The organism is Paenibacillus profundus, assembly GCF_021369635.1.
Taxonomy (GTDB): Bacteria; Bacillota; Bacilli; order Paenibacillales; family Paenibacillaceae; genus Paenibacillus_B; species Paenibacillus_B profundus.
Genome location: NZ_JAJNBZ010000017.1, coordinates 53,880 through 69,990 on the forward strand (window position 1 = coordinate 53,880; position 16,111 = coordinate 69,990).

Sequence of the window (16,111 nt, forward strand, 5' to 3'; positions counted from 1 at the left end):
GAGGAGGAAAAGTCATTGGCACAGCATTATCGGGTCATCCATTTCATACACGCCATGCTGAGGCTCGAAGGATTGGACTTCATCAGAGAGGTATACCGACAGTTCCTCCACCGGGTGCCGAGTGAGGTGGAATATCAACATTATATGAAACTGCTGGCTATGCGGCAGACCAAACAGACGCTGATGGTCCACGTGATGTGCAGCGAGGAGGCGGAACGATTATATCATCAGCCGCCTGCCGGCTTCATTCATCTCCATGATGAGACAGCCGCAAGCATCTTACGCCGCTTTTATCCTTCTGAGCCGTTTTTTTTCGTTCATTCGCTGTACAATGAATTGTTATGCCGCAATCCAGATACGCAAGGAATGCAAGGCCACCTGCACAGTTTACTGGCGGGTATGCAGAAGAAAAATCTGCTTCATGGATTTTTCACGTCAGCGGAATGCCAGCAATTGCTGTCTTTGCCGCAAATTCCTGTACAAGACGACTGGCGGATGGTCGATACGGGGATTGCAGCTTTTCCATCGGGACATCGGATCGGCAATCATATCGGCATCTTTTTGGCTTATCCTCATCCCCTTGCCTTGGACGGTGAGGGAATCGGACGCTTTCTTTACCGGCTAATTGAGGGGTTTTTAATCAACAGACCGGATGTGCACATCCATATCGCCGCCACAGATTACAACTATTTGGATGCTGAAAATACATTCGCTTTATTAAAGTCCCACTTCCCCGGACGGGTTCATATCACCAAATCGAACAATATCGAATCGTTCAATACCAGCGTTCCGGCGGAGGTCTGGATTGTGCCTATCGTTTCACTTGAACTGGCGATGTTTTTAAAGAAGCCTTATATCGTATGTTTGCATGATTTGGTTCATCATCAATTCAAAGACTTGTATTTTACAATATATCCTGAATTTTGCCATCGGGTTGACCGTAATGGCTATCACATATTGAAAAAAGCGGCCGCCATCGTATCCAATTCCAATTATGTCCGGACGCATCATGCCATCGGTGTCGCCGGAATGCCTGCCGAGAAGACACATGTTATCCGGTTGGCCCCGCCAAACAATGAGTACCAGACCTTCAGCTTCATCGACGAAGCCCAATTTAGAATGAAATACCAATTATATTTAGACTACCTTGTGTTTCCGACTGTTTTGCGCCTTCATAAAAACATCGAGCGGCTAATTGCCGCATTTATCAAATTCAGACAATCATTCGACGGTTATCATTCCGGATTGCGCCTCGTATTCACCGATCAGTTGACGAACACTCCGAAGCAGGCGGAAGTCATGCAGATATTACAGCATGTTGCAGATGAAGAAATTCGGAGCAGCATCATGTTTATAGGAAGAATTCCGAAATCCGATCTGCCCTCGCTTTACAAATACGCGCTGGGAACCATCGTCCCGACGCTGTTCGAAGGGAGCTGTCCGTTCCCCATTCTGGAATCATTGACGATGGGCACACCTGTCGCGGCAGCCAATCTTGAGGTTACGAACGAGATCATTACAGATATGAGCGCATTCCTGGCGTTCAACCCATACTCCATCGAAGAAATAGAAGCGGCCATTCGCAGCTTGTGGACGTACCGCCACAAGCTGTTGGCCCGGCAACAGGCCGCGATTAGCGGAGCGATGCAGCGCAGCTGGACAGATGCCGCACATGAATATTACGCCTTAATACAGCATGTCGCCGGCACGAACTAATGGCCGCTTGAACGGCTCATACCGTGCCATAATGCTTCATGTATGCCAGCCGGAATACATGGATATATTTTTTTGCCACATCATCCCATGATTCCGACGGATCGTTCATGCCTTCTACGGCAGAGGCCTTATAATGCGCGTAGTTGGCAAATAACCGACTTAGAGCCTGTGCAATCGAATCCGGCGATTCCGGGTCGAACCATACGATGTCGGCGCTGTGCCTTGCCAGATGCTCCCGCATGACGGGAATATCGGAACAGAGTACCGGGACTCCCAATCGCAACGCTTCTTCTACCGGATAGCTTCCGCCGCCTTCCGATAGGCTCGGCATAATTAGGGCTTGGGCATTCCTCACGAGCGGAATGACATCTGCGTCCGAAATGAACCCCATCGGATACACATCCTCGTCAAGACGCAGCCCGATCCGGTTCATTAATGATATGAGTGTGGGAACATATAAATGATCTGGCCAATGTGGGGGGACGCTGTGCATCAACTCCGTATTGTAGCCGAACAAGACAAGGGGAACTTTGCTGCTTTCGGTAAATTTGGAATAGGCCAGCAGCAGATTATAGTGATTTTTATGCGGTGACACATTGCTTGGGTAGACCACGTATTCCTGTGGAAGACGTAGTGCCAAATCTGCGCTTACCGCAGCACTCGTTAAGTTTGCGGACGGCAGAATGGCATGCTCGACAACATGTGCTTCATTGCATTGCGGCCCGAAATGCTCAATCAATCTTGATTTTACGTGATGAGATGAGACGACGACGGACGTCATGTTGTCTATCCAGTCTTTGGATATACGCCAGCACTGTTGAACGACAGCACCCGTCAAATAATGAGGGACGAAATCCATCACCGTTGTATCGTGAAACGTGCATATCGCCGGAATGTGCACCTTGACATATTCAGGGCCATGCGGCCAGAAAAAGTATACAACATGACAATCTGCAAGCAGCGCATTTCCTTCAGGCGATTGAATGCTGCCGCTAAAATAAACGATATCGATATTCGGGCAGCCCGTAATATCGATTCTTTCTTTGAATCTCGTTTCAGAGGATATGACTAATCTCACCAGATCAATATCTTCCTGCCGTGCCATCGCAGGCAATAAATTGGACAATAATCTTGCCCCGCCGCCCGCGGAAATCAAATTGGCACACCAAATCATAATTCTCATTTTCAACTCTCCCTTGAAGCATTTACAAACGGCTGATTATGCGATCCCCTAATGATTATGCGGCGCGCGCACGGAAGATTCATCGCGATGTCCTGAGCGCAGAGATATTTCACACCAAGAAGATGAATATAGATGGGATAAAAGGAGGGTATGAAGATGGTGCAAATCATATGGCATGGAAATGTATTTGACTCCACGGGGTATGCCAAAGCAGCAAGACAGTACGTGCTCGCCTTGCATGCGCGCGGGGCAGACGTCAAACTAGAGACCTATCCCGGACTCCCCCATGTCGAGCTCCCCCCTGACCAAAGCACGGTGCTGGAACAATTGCGGGTCAAGCGGAAAAGAGCGGCGCAGCGGGTAAGCATCTTTCATTACATCCCCGACTTCTGGAGAAAGAAGCTGCGCCCGTCGTTCGGATTCACGTATTGGGAAACATCGAAAATACCGGACACCTGGGTCAGGCATGCGAACCAGATGAATGCCGTGTTGTTGCCTAGTCTTCACAATATCGATGTTTTTCACCGTTCCGGTGTCACCGTGCCGTTATTTTACGTCCGTCCCTGCCTGTCCGAACCGTATCATCCACCCTCTCTTGAATCTACGCCTTCCTATGTGCGCCAGTTGCCTCCGTTCCGATTCCTGTCGGTCTGTTCCTGGATCGATCGCAAAGGCATCGACCTGCTGTTGAAGGCGTTCTGGCACGAATTTACGGCTGCCGATCCGGTATGCCTGATTATTAAATCAGCGGGCTCCGCAGACATTTTTCATGAAGTGGAGAAGTTGAAGCAAGAACAAATGCTGGCGCATATTCCTGCTCCGGTGTACATTGATTTGGAACTGCGCAGCGAGATGGAGATGGATGCGCTGTATCGGAGCAGCCATGCTTTTGTGCTGCCGAGCCGAGGGGAAGGCGTCGGTTATCCGGTACTGGAAGCGGCCATGAGAGGAATTCCGGTCATTGTGACCGGATGGGGAGGCCATGCGGATTTTTTGAATGAGCATAACAGCTACTTGATTCCGTATCAGCTCGTCCCTGTGAAGCCGCAGCCTTATTATTACGGGTATCAAAGCGATCAACTGTGGGCGGAAGCATCGATCGACTCGCTGCGAAGCAATATGCGGCACGTCATGACAAATTACGCAGAAGCAGCCGTGAAAGGGCAAATTGTCATGCAGCATACTCTGACGCACTTTTCGCCGGATAAGGCGGCGCAGGATCTCATCGACGCGCTTACGAGGATAACCGGCTTCTCCTTCACCTAATTCGAACAAAATTCCAGACCAAATAAAAAAGAGCTAAGGAGCCGCCCTTACCTCTTTCTTTCGTTACATATTTTTCATCATACTTCAGCACTTATTTAGAAAGCTGTTTCTTAATGATCTGCAGGGCTTCGCCGACGTTTGCCGCCTCAATGCTGTGGACCGATCCGTCATATAGCTCGGAAGCATGGTCGTAACGGGAATCATAGTAATGCTCAAGCATGAGCGCTGCCGCTTCCCCGTAATTCTCCAATCGCAGCGCGTCGGCAACGGCGCGCGCTCCAGGCGTATGCATCCGGCGCTGAATGCGCGCAAACGCTTCACGAATCGCTTCCGGGTGCTTGGACGGCTCATAGTCGGCCACAATATTGCTCACCCGCTCCGGAAGCGGCAAATGCACATCATACACGATTCCACGCTGCTTGGCACGCATAAGGAACTCCGGCAGCATGATTTTGCCGAGCCTGCGGCTTTCCGCCTCCAAGAGCACATAAGCGGCATTGTCCAACTGCAGCTGCATCAGTCTATCCAACAGCAGCGCGTCGAACATCTTCTGATTATTCGGCGCCTGTCCGATATGTCCGAACACCGAGCCTCGATGGCCAGCCAGCTCCTCCAAATCCAATACGGGATAACCTTCAGAATGCAAGCGCCGAAGCATATCCGTCTTTCCCGTCCCCGTATGGCCAGCCAGCACGACGCAGGGCACGTTCATTTCATACTGTTCCAACGATTCCTGCACCCAGCGCCGGTAAGAACGAATCCCCCCGGACAGACGATAGGGCTTCAAGCCCATCAGCGTCATGACGGTAGCCATCGTGCGGCTGCGCATGCCGCCGCGCCAGCAATATATTACAATCGGACCATCCAATTGCCTAAACTGCTTATACAATGCAGGAAGCTTGGCCGATGCGATTTCCAACCCGCGTTCTTTCGCGGCCTCCACGCTGACCTGCTTATAGATGGTGCCAATTTCCGCCCGCTCCTCATCGGAGAACAGCGGAATGTTGATGCTCCCCGGAATTGTAAACTCCTTGAATTCCCCGGGCGAACGCACGTCGACCAGCGTCGCCTTATTATCACGCAATGACAAACATTGCTCCAATGCAATATCTTGCATGCCACTCACCTCTTGTTGTCTCTCTCGAAAATATCTCTATTTTTAAGACTATAGCATTGCCGCCCAGAAATCTACTCTACCTTCTATCATGGACAATTAACGAGCCTTCCAAACGAATAAATCACCGCCCTTAGCGCCCACACTCCGTCAAGCGCCGTGCCCTTTTTTCTCCGTTGTTCATATGTAGTAATAATTCTCTTCTGTCATCATTGTCTGTTTTTCAGGAGGTGTTTCTCATTACAACAGTCAAGGCTGTTATTTTGGCTGGGGGAAAAGGGACCCGGTTCTGGCCGTTTAGCCGCTCGCACTGCCCAAAGCAATTTTTGCCGATTCTTCACCAGCAATCCATGATTGCCGACACCCTGCGGCGCATGCTGCGCTACTTACCGCTTGAACATATTTACATCGTATCCCTGGAAGAGTACGTTCCGCTAATCCGGGAACAGCTGCCCGGCTTCCCTCCACAAAACATTATCATTGAACCGATGGCCAGAGATACGGCCGCTTGCATCGGTTTATCCGCGCTGCACATGCTGATGGCCGATGAGGATCCGGTACTTATCACCTTGCCTTCCGATCATTATATATCGGATCCAGATGCGTTCCATGAGGCGCTGCAGTCTGCTGTCCGGCGAGCGGAGCAGGAGCCGTGCGTCGTCACGCTGGGCGTTCGGCCGACCCGTCCGGAAACCGGTTATGGATATATCCGTATTCGTACCGATCACTCCGACTCAGCGGAGGAATGCGCCAGAGAACAAAGGGCGGAACAAATAACGGCCGTGGAAAAATTTATCGAGAAGCCTCATCTGTCCGTAGCGCAAAAAATATTTTCTGACGGATGCCACTATTGGAACACGGGCACTTTCATCTGGAAAGCGTCCACTATTATGCATTTACTGAAGCTTCATCTACCCGATCTGCACGATATATTAATGGAAATGAAAGACTTCATGCGCAACCCGACTGACGGCTCAGAGACGCTTGCAGTGCTGTACGGCAATCTCAACAAGCAATCCATCGATTACGGCGTCATCGAGAAATGTGAATCCATCTATATGATTCCCGTCCATTACGGCTGGGACGATCTGGGCAATTGGAACGCACTGGAACGGACGGAGCAGCCGGATGAGCAGCACAACGTCATACACGGGCTCCATCAAGGATTGGATACGAACCGCTGCATCATCTATGGAACCTCGAATCAAATGATTTCAACGGTAGGGGTCGAAGATATGGTCATCGTCGCAACCGATGACGTCCTGCTCGTCTGCCATAAAGAACGAACCCAAGATATTAAAAAAGTTGTAGAACAGCTGAATCAACAAGGTTACCGCATATTTTTATAGACTGTTGGCCGTCTTGAGGGGAGGAAGCACATGAACGGCGAGATGTATATCCGCAACATCGGGACCGTATTCGAACCGACAGGTTATGCGAAAGCAAACCGGCATATTTTATTGGAACTTATAAAAAGAGGTGTGCGTCCCCAATTCTCCCCCATTCATCCCGAAGTCGTCAAAGTGCCGCTATCCCCTTCCGTTGAGGCCGAATTGCACGCGCTCATGCACACTCCTCTGCCGCAGCATCATACGGTTATGGTCCACTACCCGGCCATCCATTTCGTCAAAAATGCGCAGCAATTCACGATCGGCATGACGATGTTCGAATGCAACCGTCTTCCTTTCACTTGGGTGCGGCGATGCTGCAGCATGGATGAGATCTGGGTGCCGTCCACCTTCAACCGGGACACCTTCATCCAATCCGGCGTCCCGGCGCATAAAATCCGGGTCATGCCATACGGCATCGATCCGCTCATGTACTCCCCGGGCAAACCACCCCTTCCCGTTCCCGGCAGACGGGACTATGCCTTCTTGTCAGTCTGTTCGTTCGATAACCGCAAGGGAATCGATATTTTGCTGACATCCTTTTTTGAAGAGTTTTCCGAATCAGAGGATGTCTGCCTTATCATCAAAACGCGAGCCTCCTCCGAAGAGGAGATCGGAAGACAGCGGGCATATGTGGATTCCATCGCCTTCAAGACATCAGGGCGGGCAAGATCGTCCGTCATCCTGCTGTCAGCCATCCATAGCTGGACGGAAGAGGAGCTGGCCATGCTGTATGACAGTGCGGACAGCTATGTCCTCGCCACCCGCGGCGAGGGCTGGAGCATGACGGTCATGGAAGCGATGGCGTCGGGCTTGCCCGTCATTACGACCCGCTGGTCTGCCCATCTGGACTTCGTGAACGATATGAATGGCTATCTCATCGCCGTGCAAAGGTTCGTCCCCTCACATCAGACGAACTCAAGGCTGCTCTGGGCCGTTCCGGATAAACATCATTTGCGGCAATTGATGCGCCACGTCTACGTCCACCGGGAAGAAGCCGCGGCCAAAGCGGACCTTGGCCGGCAGACGGTAAGCGGGCAATTTACGTGGGAAGCGAGCGCTGCCCGCATGCTGCAGCGCCTGCAGGAAATATCCGCCCGGTAAAAGGGGTTGTTCGAACACGCACTAAAAGGAGAGATTACAGCACCATGATCAGCGTCATTGTTCCGACCATCCATCATACCGAACTGGTGAAACAATGCATACACAGCTTCATCAACAGCGTCCATGATCTGCCGTATGAACTCATTGTAGTTGATGACGGGAGTCCGCCCCATATTCAGCAGAATCTGGCGGATTGGGCGGCCCCCCTCAATGTGCATGTTATCGCCAAGCCAAGCAACGAAGGCTTCAGCCGTTCAGTCAACCTCGGTATTCAACACTCGCAGGGAGAATTCGTGCTGCTCGTCAACAACGATGTCGTCTTTCATGAACCAGGGTGGCTGCATCATATGCTGATGACGATGCATAGCTCTGCAGACATCGGCATTGTCGGCGCCCGTCTCTTATACCCGAACCTGACGATTCAGCATGGCGGTGTGGTCCCGACCCATAAAGGCCATTTCGATCATCGCTTTCGGGGGCAAGCGGCCGACTTCCCGCCCGCCTTGGCCGTCGAGGACCTGAATGCCGTCACCGGCGCGCTGATGCTCGTGCGCAGACAGCTCTTTGCCCAGATCGGCTTGTTGTCGGAAGAATACTTCATTGCCTTCGAAGATGTCGATTTCTGTTATCGCGCCAAACAGCAAGGTATACGTGTCGTCTATTGCGGAACGGCTTGCGCCCTTCATCTTGAAGGCTATACGAGAGGCACGAATAAAAATAACAAGAATCGGTATTGGCGGCAAAAAGAGATGGAGGCAAGAAAAAAATTTTGGATAAAATGGGGAGGGAGCAACGTCCGATGACTGCACCGTTCGAAGTCGTGTACGTGCTTGAGCTGACCGGATTGTCCGGCGGCATCCGGAATGTGCTGGAACAGGTAAATCGCTTGCACGATCAGGGCGTAAAGGTTCATTTGTTCGCGCTTGACAAACAGCCTGCCTGGTTTCCGTTGAAGATTGCCGTGCAGCGGTTTCCTAGCTATCCGGCCATGCTGCGCACGTTAAGACGAATGAATTGCATCAAAATCGCCACCTGGTGGAAAACGTTGGCCGTCGTCTGGCACAGCTGCGACCGAAGACGCGGCGGCAGCGGTGTACCGTTGTACCTGGTTCAAGATATAGAGGAAAGCTACTACCCGAACTGGAATGACATGCAGGAGCGGGTGCGCAATACGTACCGGGTGCCGGTGAACATGATGACCATCGCCGACTGGACGACCGGACAACTGCTTGAACGGTTTCAGCGGCATGCCAGCAATATCTCCATAGCGGTGGACTTCGACTTGTATAAGCCGAACCGCACTCACGACTACGATCCGTTCCGCATTCTTGCCTGCAGCCGGCGAAGCCAGCATTTGAAAGGCTTCGACATCACGGTTCACGCGGTCAAGGACGTATGCGCCAAGCTGCCGCAAGCATCGCTGGTCACCTTCGGCGTAGAGCCCCCCTATATCGACGGTATCCCGCAAATCCATTTTTCCCATCCGAACGATCAGCATGTAGCGTATCTGTACGCCAACTGCGGCGTATTCGTACAAACATCGTACCACGAAGGCTTCGGACTCCCGATTCTCGAAGCGATGGCGTGCGGGGCTCCGGTCGTGACGACCAAGGCGGAAGGTAATGAAGAATTTTGCCAAAATGGCTTGAATTGCATACTGACGGAAAAAGGGGATGCCGCCGGAGTGGCGCAAGGCATTCAGCGCATACTGACCGATCCGCAATTTGCCGCATTCATAGCATCAAATGGAATGGCCACGGCACAGCAATACAATTGGCCGCGCGTCATGAACAGCTTGACGAACGTGTTTCATTCGTTGGTTCCGCAGCTGCAGCACTGAGAATGGAGACAACCGGCATGTCTGCTCCCGTTTTTTTCATACACCGAGGCAATGAGCCCTATTTATCAACCAGCTTGCAGCAAGCGAGATGCAGCAATCCACATGCAGAGGTCATTCTTATCGGCAAGCCGGCGAACCGGGGCCATGGCGGTCCGCATATCCGCCATGCGTTCCTCGGCGATTATTTTGCCGGCGCCGCCCATTTTTCGAACGTATATAAACACGACAGTCCGAACACTCGAGAATATAATCTGTTTTGTTTCCAACGTTGGTTTGTACTGCGGGATTATATGAGCCGGCACGGGATTACAGAAGGATATTATTTGGATTCCGATGTGATGCTGTATGCAGATATGCGGAACAGTCATCTTCGCCGTCATCCGTTCGAGCTGTGCTGGACGACCTACATTCATATTCACCCGCTGAGGCAATTGTGCGATATGATGATGCGCGCGTTTGCCGATCCGGACAGCTTTGCTCATTTGCGCCATCATACAAAGCAGCTTGGCCACCCCGCCGTTTCCGACATGATCGTCTTCGATCTGTTTTACAACCATATGCTAGGGAACACAAGAACGTACGGCTTCCATCAAGATGGTCTATACGACTACAATCTTCACCATTGCAGCGGATTTGAAATGCAAGGCGGCTTCAAAAAGATATATTGGTGCGGCGGCATCTTATACGGCAATCTTCTCGCGGAACATCGGTTTCTGCGCATAAACAGCTTGCATTTCCAAGGAGGCGCCAAAATCTATATGCCCCATTTCCACACGCCGCATCTGCCATCCGGGAGAAATGAAACGTTCTATTTCCACTATGGCGCACGGACTTGGGTAACTTCGGATCATGTAAAAGCCACTATCGAGGCCTTTTGAAGATGAGCGACCGCGTGTTCCGTTCGTGCAGTGATGCGTTCAGAACTGAGGGGGTACGCTTCATTCATTCTTTTGCTTCATTCTCCCCCTCTTTCAGGAGGCGGCAAGCCATAGAATGACTATGGTTAACTTCCGCTACCAAATCAACCGCTTCATGGTACGGTATCTATATGAAAGGGCATGTGTTTCTGCTCCCCGCCGTTATCCTTTCTGACTAAATGGGAGAATGGCGCTAAGAGCCATGGTACGGAAGCCCGACAACCTGTTTTCATTTGAAAGATATGCCAAAATAGCCCCAGCCTGACATGGTCAGGCTGGGGCTTTCCTCATCAATGGCTATAAGCTGCTTCGTCAATCATCGCTTGAATTCCCTCCTGCAACCCGACTCTGCTCGACCATCCCAGAGCGGTGAGCGGTTCAATGTCCGCCTGCGAGTGCATCATTTCATGCTCCCGGTACGGAAGCGCCCCGAACTGGAGCAAGGTCTGCGATCGGGCCAAGCGGTGGACATGCCGCACGAATTCCCGAACCTCGATCGCCCTTCCGGTGCCGAGGTCATATTGCCGGAACGGCTCGGAATCACGTGCTGCGCTGCGCCTCAGCAATAGCGCATAAGCATCGGCCGCATCCGCCACATAGATAAAATCACGCGCTTGCAGCCCCGGTGTCAGCTTCAATTCCGGCACGTTCGCGACGCAGCTCCGAACGACGTAGCTAGTAAATTTATCGTCATTATCAAGCGGTCCGAACACATGCTCCAGCTTGACGTTGATGAAGCGGACGGCGCCCTTAAGCGCCGCCTCTCTGCCCCATTCGGCAAAGTGCTTCTTGGATAACGTATAGCCAATTAAATATTTATAGTCCAACGGCTCGCGGTTGATGAACGTATCCGTGTTGAGAAACAGCTTGGCGCCATTACTTACGGCCGTCTCCAGCAACCGCAGCGGAAATGAGACATTCGCCTCCATTAATGAACTGAACGGCGCCTCATCGCGTCCGTACAGGGTTGCCGCATGAACGACGGCGTCAATCGGGGCATGCTGCGCAACAATCGCCTCCAGTTCCGCCCCATCCAAGTCCGCCGTTGCGATGTCAGGCAGCACCCCGCTGATGCGGCGGCAGTCAGAGAAGCTGCGTTTCAGCGCGATGACATGATGACCGTCGCGCAGCAGCGCCTTGACGATGTAGCTGCCCAAGAACCCTGTCGCGCCCGTAACGAGCACTCGCAACGCATGTTCAGCCTTGCTCTCCAGTTCTATTCGCTCCATGGCGCGTTCCCCGTATTCCACAACTGCTCGAGATGCTTCTTGTCACGCAATGTGTCCATCGGATGCCAGAAGCCGGTAAGCGGAAACGCCATCAGTTCGCCGTCATGAGCCAATCGCTCCAACGGTTCTTGCTCCAACACAGTCTCATCTCCGTGAATATATGAGAAGACTCCGGGATCCATAACGAAAAATCCGGCATTGATCCATCCTCCCTCTCCCTGCGGCTTCTCCTGAAATCCAGTCACCTGATTATCTTGTATTTGCAATGCGCCAAAGCGCCCGCCAGGCAGAGTTGCGGTTACAGTCGCCATTTTCCCGTGAGAGCGGTGGAACTCGACAAGCTTAGCAATGTTGATATTCGCCAAGCCGTCTCCGTAGGTCAACATGAACGGTCCATCCCCAACGTACGGCTGGACGCGCTTCAGTCTTCCGCCCGTCATCGTATCCGGCCCGGTATCCACCAGTGTCACCCGCCAAGGCTCGGCATTGTGTTGATGAATAATCATCTGATTCTGATTGCTGAAATCAAAGGTCACATCCGAGCGATGCAAATAATAATTTGCAAAATATTCCTTGATCATATAGCCTTTGTACCCGAGGCAAAGAATGAAATCATGATACCCGTACCGCGAGTAGATGGACATAATATGGGTAAGGATGGGCCGATCGCCTATCTCAATCATCGGTTTCGGTCTGACATGGGACTCTTCGCTAATCCGTGTGCCGTAACCGCCAGCCAATATAACGACTTTCATTTCTTTACTTCCCCCTTTTCGTGAAGGGCGAGCCTGTACGCTATATGCCGCCGTATAAGTCAATCTGCCGCAGGCAGACCTGCTGTATGTCGCAGCCGGCTTCATAAGCGCGCACCCAGTCCGCAATATGCTGAATGGCTTGCTTTACAGTCCATTTCGGATGCCATCCGAGCTCCGCCTTCGCTTTGGAACAATCTAATTTCAACATGTTCGCTTCGTGAACATCGTCTTCGCCTTCGATTATAATCGGTGTATCGCTCCCCCATGCCGCGCACAGCGATTCGGTGATCGCCAGCACCGTCTCGGCGCCGCTGTCGTCAGGACCGAAGTTCCAGCCCCCGGCATATGCCGCTCCATGCTCGTACAGTTTTTTCGCGAGCAGCAGATATCCGCCAAGCGGTTCCAATACATGCTGCCACGGGCGGACGGAATGCGGTCTGCGGAGCCGGATTGTCTCACGTCGCAACAGCGCGCGCACAATATCGGGCACGAGCCGATCCTCGGCGAAGTCTCCCCCGCCGATGACGTTGCCCGCCCGGGCCGACGCCACGGCAACGCCGTGCGAGCCATATCGATCCGGATGAAAGAAAGAATTGCGATATGCTGCGGTCACGAGCTCGCTGCACGCCTTGCTGTTCGAATACGGGTCGTATCCTCCCAATCGGTCTTGCTCGCGGTAACCCCAGATCCATTCGCGGTTGTCGTAGCACTTGTCGGATGTGACATTGATGCACGCTCTTACCGGTATTCCTTGATGAACAGCTGCGCGCACTGCTTCCAGCACATTGACCGTCCCCAGAACATTGACTTCATATGTTTCTGCCGGATGAACATAGGAGGCACGGACCAGCGGCTGGGCCGCCATATGAATGACAATGTCCGGCTGGGCCTCCGCAAGAGCTTGGGTCAATGACTCCCGCACCCGCACGTCTCCGATTACAGAGTGGACAAGAGATCCGATGCCGCAGCAAGCAAATAAACTGGGATCCGTTGGCGGCTGAAGCGCATACCCGGTAACACGTGCGCCGAGACTGTGCAGCCACAGGCACAGCCACGAGCCTTTAAATCCCGTATGACCGGTCACGAATACGTTTTTGCCTTTCCAGAAGGACTGATCACTCACCATTTCCCCTCCCCTCTTCCCAATCCAATCTCGCATATAAATTCTTTAAGCGCGTGTTCAAAAAGTCGGTTTTCAGCACCGAGAAGGTTGCAAGAGCTCGAAGCGTCTGCTTACGAAGCGAGTTTTGCTCCGCAAAACTTTTTGAACAACCTCTTTAACTGAGTTTCCCTTTGAATCTTTGTTCCCGATACCACTCAATCGTACGCTCCAAGCCGCTCGCCAAGTCGGTTGCCGCTTCAAATCCGAAGGCTTGCTTCGCCCGCCCGACATCGAGCAGCCTCCGCGGCTGTCCGTCTGGCTTATCTGCATCCCAGACGATCGTTCCGTTATAACCGGTCAAGGATTGAATGAGCGCGGCGAGTCCGCTAATCGTAATTTCCCGGCCGGTACCGATATTTACCGGGTCCGGACCGCTATATAACGCCGTTGCCTTCACAATCGCTTCCGCGGCATCCTCGACGTAAATGAACTCGCGTGTCACTGTGCCTGTTCCCCAGAGCGTGATACTCTCTTGTCCTCGCTCCATTGCATCCACGCATTTGCGGATAATGGCCGGAATGACGTGGGATGTTTCCAAATCGAAATAATCTCCCGGTCCATACAGGTTGACGGGAAGCAAATAAATGGAATTGAAACCGTATTGTTCGCGGTAGGCATGCGACTGCACCAGCATCATCTTCTTGGCCAACCCGTAAGGGGCATTCGTTTCTTCCGGATACCCGTTCCACAGTTCGCTTTCCTGGAACGGAGCGGGCGTATGCTTCGGATAGGAGCAAATCGTCCCGATCGCGACAAACTTCTCTACCTGGAACAGACGCGATTGCTCGATAAGCTGCGTTCCCATAATAAGGTTGTCGTAAAAAAACTTGCCGGGATTTTTCTGATTAGCGCCAATCCCCCCAACAACGGCAGCCAAATGAATGATGATATCAGGCGCGCAATCGTTCAACATTTGAACAATATCCTGCCCCTTCCGCAAATCGTAGCAGGCGCTGCGCGGAACAAAGACGGATCTGCATCCGTACTCCTCTAGTTTGCGGACGACATGTTTGCCCAGGAATCCTGATCCGCCAGTCACCGCTATCCTCTTTTGCGCAAGATTCATCTGACATTCACATCCTTTTACCGGGTATGCATGAACATCCTCTTATAGCATTGGAACGGGACGCCGATTCGCCAGCACCCATCTATTCGCTACATCCGCTCCCTTTTTCAAATGATGGATAAATTCATATTCCTGCTGCGACAGCGGAGCAATGAGATTAACTCTAAAGCTCAACTGGCGTAAATCGTCGCTTCCGCCTCGAGCAGCAGGCACGAAGTGCTGGTCGGCGCTAATGTCTATTACCGTTCTCGTGCTAACCGCATCGATCCGCAAATCGATATAGAAGCTTCCGTCCACGACAGTCACCCGCTTCACCGGGATGCCGTTCACATGGACCGTAAGATGCAAATCCCCGTTTATACGTTGATACGTTCCATGGCAGATCAGCCGTTTGCACGGTTGATCCGGTGTCGTTTCTATAGTTGCGCGGTAGTGGGGGGGAGCCCATCCATCCTCATATCCGTTGGTGTCGGCAATGCGTGGATAATGCCCGAAGAGCGGATATTTTTTGACGAGTTCAGCCCACCACAGCAGACCGTTCTTGAAAAAATGAATAATAAGCTGGCTCAAATAATTGTTCGATACGGTGCCGTAATTTTTCACGCTTGCCGCCAATATTTCCGGCAAACCGATCTCCGTGTAGCCGACGACCGTCTTGCACGAGGAATGCATGCGCGAATTCGCCAGCAGCTCTTCTATATATCCGATTGGATGATGCTTGGAAATACGCATCCACAAGTCATAATCCATGCAGAACTGCAACTGTTCGTCAATGCCTCCCAGGCTGTCATACACGTCTTTGCGCACAAACGATGCCGGTTGGCATACGATACAGCATTCGAATAAGCGCAGCGATTGATAGGGCTCCACGTGATAGGGCTTCAAGAAACGATTGGATTCGTCGGTATAGTTTCCTCTGCCGTATACCATCCCCCAATGGGGATGAGCCTGCAGAGCATCCACCGCCTTATCAACCGCTCCCGGCAAATACGTATCATCTGAATTCAGCCATCCGATAATTTGGCCTTGCGCCAGTCGCAGTCCTTTGTTAATCGCATGGGATTGCCCTCTGTCCGGTTCCGACACATAGCGGAAGCGGTGTCCGCAGCGCTGGCTGTACTCTTGCAATATAGCAACGGTTACGTCGCTTGAGCCGCCGTCGATCACGATATGCTCGATATTCGGATACGATTGTGACAATACGCTTTCTATTGTCTCGCGGATAAAGGCCGCTTGGTTAAAGGAAGGCGTAACAATGCTTACCATGGGCAGAAGCGGATTGAGCACCGGTCATAACCTCCAAACCATCAAAATCGTTGTGTCGTTTCTTCCTGAGTTGTTGAAACGTTATATATATATGAAATCTGGATG

Annotated in this window: 14 protein-coding genes; 7 read left to right on the top strand and 7 right to left on the bottom strand. The window is 52.0% G+C overall.

Going from position 1 to position 16,111, the window contains the following annotated elements; all coding sequences use genetic code 11:
- Positions 1 to 15: 15 nt before the first annotated feature.
- Positions 16 to 1,716, top strand: coding sequence for a DUF4214 domain-containing protein (locus LQV63_RS18880; RefSeq protein ID WP_233697891.1), 1,701 nt, complete (start codon positions 16 to 18; stop codon positions 1,714 to 1,716).
- A 16-nt stretch (positions 1,717 to 1,732) separates the two neighbouring features.
- Here LQV63_RS18880 and LQV63_RS18885 read toward each other — a convergent pair whose 3' ends face one another.
- On the bottom strand, positions 1,733 to 2,899 hold the full coding sequence (locus LQV63_RS18885) for a glycosyltransferase (protein ID WP_233697892.1): 1,167 nt from the start codon (positions 2,897 to 2,899) through the stop codon (positions 1,733 to 1,735).
- Between the two features lie 156 nt (positions 2,900 to 3,055).
- On the opposite strand from LQV63_RS18885, the gene LQV63_RS18890 reads away from it, so the two are divergent.
- Positions 3,056 to 4,165, top strand: a complete 1,110-nt coding sequence (locus LQV63_RS18890) for a glycosyltransferase (protein WP_019421419.1) — start codon at positions 3,056 to 3,058, stop codon at positions 4,163 to 4,165.
- Positions 4,166 to 4,256: 91 nt separating this feature from the next.
- On the opposite strand, the gene mnmH is transcribed toward LQV63_RS18890, so the two are convergent.
- Positions 4,257 to 5,282 carry a tRNA 2-selenouridine(34) synthase MnmH gene (gene mnmH / locus LQV63_RS18895; RefSeq protein WP_233697893.1) on the bottom strand — a complete coding sequence of 342 codons (1,026 nt, stop codon included), beginning with the start codon at positions 5,280 to 5,282 and terminating at the stop codon, positions 4,257 to 4,259.
- A gap of 260 nt (positions 5,283 to 5,542) precedes the next feature.
- Between mnmH and LQV63_RS18900 the strand changes: the two genes are divergently transcribed.
- Genes LQV63_RS18900 through LQV63_RS18920 form a run of 5 tightly spaced genes read left to right on the top strand, consistent with a single transcriptional unit; the run spans position 5,543 to position 10,489 of the window.
- Positions 5,543 to 6,628, top strand: a complete 1,086-nt coding sequence (locus LQV63_RS18900; protein WP_233697894.1) for a mannose-1-phosphate guanylyltransferase — start codon at positions 5,543 to 5,545, stop codon at positions 6,626 to 6,628.
- A gap of 30 nt (positions 6,629 to 6,658) precedes the next feature.
- A complete protein-coding gene (locus LQV63_RS18905; RefSeq protein WP_233697895.1) occupies positions 6,659 to 7,771 on the top strand; it encodes a glycosyltransferase family 4 protein in 1,113 nt (370 codons plus the stop codon).
- 44 nt (positions 7,772 to 7,815) lie between these two features.
- Positions 7,816 to 8,574, top strand: a complete 759-nt coding sequence (locus LQV63_RS18910; protein ID WP_233697896.1) for a glycosyltransferase family 2 protein — start codon at positions 7,816 to 7,818, stop codon at positions 8,572 to 8,574.
- Entirely contained in the window at positions 8,571 to 9,611 is a 1,041-nt protein-coding gene (locus LQV63_RS18915) for a glycosyltransferase family 4 protein (protein WP_233697897.1), read from the top strand. Before LQV63_RS18910 ends, LQV63_RS18915 begins: the two co-directional genes overlap by 4 nt.
- A 17-nt stretch (positions 9,612 to 9,628) precedes the next feature.
- Complete coding sequence (locus LQV63_RS18920) at positions 9,629 to 10,489, top strand: hypothetical protein (protein WP_233697898.1); 861 nt, start codon at positions 9,629 to 9,631, stop codon at positions 10,487 to 10,489.
- 329 nt (positions 10,490 to 10,818) lie between these two features.
- Here the strand turns inward: LQV63_RS18920 and LQV63_RS18925 are convergent, their stop codons facing one another.
- The 5 genes from LQV63_RS18925 to LQV63_RS18945 form a co-directional block, all read right to left on the bottom strand.
- Complete coding sequence (locus tag LQV63_RS18925; RefSeq protein ID WP_233697899.1) at positions 10,819 to 11,757, bottom strand: NAD-dependent epimerase/dehydratase family protein; 939 nt, start codon at positions 11,755 to 11,757, stop codon at positions 10,819 to 10,821.
- Positions 11,745 to 12,512 (bottom strand): glucose-1-phosphate cytidylyltransferase, encoded by a 768-nt coding sequence (rfbF, locus tag LQV63_RS18930; RefSeq protein ID WP_233697900.1) that lies wholly within the window; start codon positions 12,510 to 12,512, stop codon positions 11,745 to 11,747. Before rfbF ends, LQV63_RS18925 begins: the two co-directional genes overlap by 13 nt.
- A gap of 40 nt (positions 12,513 to 12,552) precedes the next feature.
- The gene (rfbG, locus tag LQV63_RS18935) at positions 12,553 to 13,638 is read right to left on the bottom strand and encodes a CDP-glucose 4,6-dehydratase (RefSeq protein ID WP_233697901.1); all 1,086 of its coding nucleotides are present in this window, start codon (positions 13,636 to 13,638) and stop codon (positions 12,553 to 12,555) included.
- Positions 13,639 to 13,789: 151 nt separating this feature from the next.
- On the bottom strand, positions 13,790 to 14,740 hold the full coding sequence (locus LQV63_RS18940; protein WP_233697902.1) for a GDP-L-fucose synthase family protein: 951 nt from the start codon (positions 14,738 to 14,740) through the stop codon (positions 13,790 to 13,792).
- A gap of 42 nt (positions 14,741 to 14,782) precedes the next feature.
- The gene (locus tag LQV63_RS18945; protein ID WP_019421430.1) at positions 14,783 to 16,027 is read right to left on the bottom strand and encodes a glycosyltransferase family 2 protein; all 1,245 of its coding nucleotides are present in this window, start codon (positions 16,025 to 16,027) and stop codon (positions 14,783 to 14,785) included.
- Positions 16,028 to 16,111: the final 84 nt, after the last annotated feature.

What these genes read in the sequence shown, in the direction of transcription:
- LQV63_RS18885 (WP_233697892.1), bottom strand. Translation starts at nt 2,899, where the DNA reads ATGAGAATTATGATTTGGTGTGCCAATTTGATTTCCGCGGGCGGCGGG.
- LQV63_RS18890 (WP_019421419.1), top strand. Translation starts at nt 3,056, where the DNA reads ATGGTGCAAATCATATGGCATGGAAATGTATTTGACTCCACGGGGTAT.
- mnmH (WP_233697893.1), bottom strand. Translation starts at nt 5,282, where the DNA reads ATGCAAGATATTGCATTGGAGCAATGTTTGTCATTGCGTGATAATAAG.
- LQV63_RS18905 (WP_233697895.1), top strand. Translation starts at nt 6,659, where the DNA reads ATGAACGGCGAGATGTATATCCGCAACATCGGGACCGTATTCGAACCG.
- LQV63_RS18910 (WP_233697896.1), top strand. Translation starts at nt 7,816, where the DNA reads ATGATCAGCGTCATTGTTCCGACCATCCATCATACCGAACTGGTGAAA.
- LQV63_RS18915 (WP_233697897.1), top strand. Translation starts at nt 8,571, where the DNA reads ATGACTGCACCGTTCGAAGTCGTGTACGTGCTTGAGCTGACCGGATTG.
- LQV63_RS18920 (WP_233697898.1), top strand. Translation starts at nt 9,629, where the DNA reads ATGTCTGCTCCCGTTTTTTTCATACACCGAGGCAATGAGCCCTATTTA.
- LQV63_RS18925 (WP_233697899.1), bottom strand. Translation starts at nt 11,757, where the DNA reads ATGGAGCGAATAGAACTGGAGAGCAAGGCTGAACATGCGTTGCGAGTG.
- rfbF (WP_233697900.1), bottom strand. Translation starts at nt 12,512, where the DNA reads ATGAAAGTCGTTATATTGGCTGGCGGTTACGGCACACGGATTAGCGAA.
- rfbG (WP_233697901.1), bottom strand. Translation starts at nt 13,638, where the DNA reads ATGGTGAGTGATCAGTCCTTCTGGAAAGGCAAAAACGTATTCGTGACC.
- LQV63_RS18940 (WP_233697902.1), bottom strand. Translation starts at nt 14,740, where the DNA reads ATGAATCTTGCGCAAAAGAGGATAGCGGTGACTGGCGGATCAGGATTC.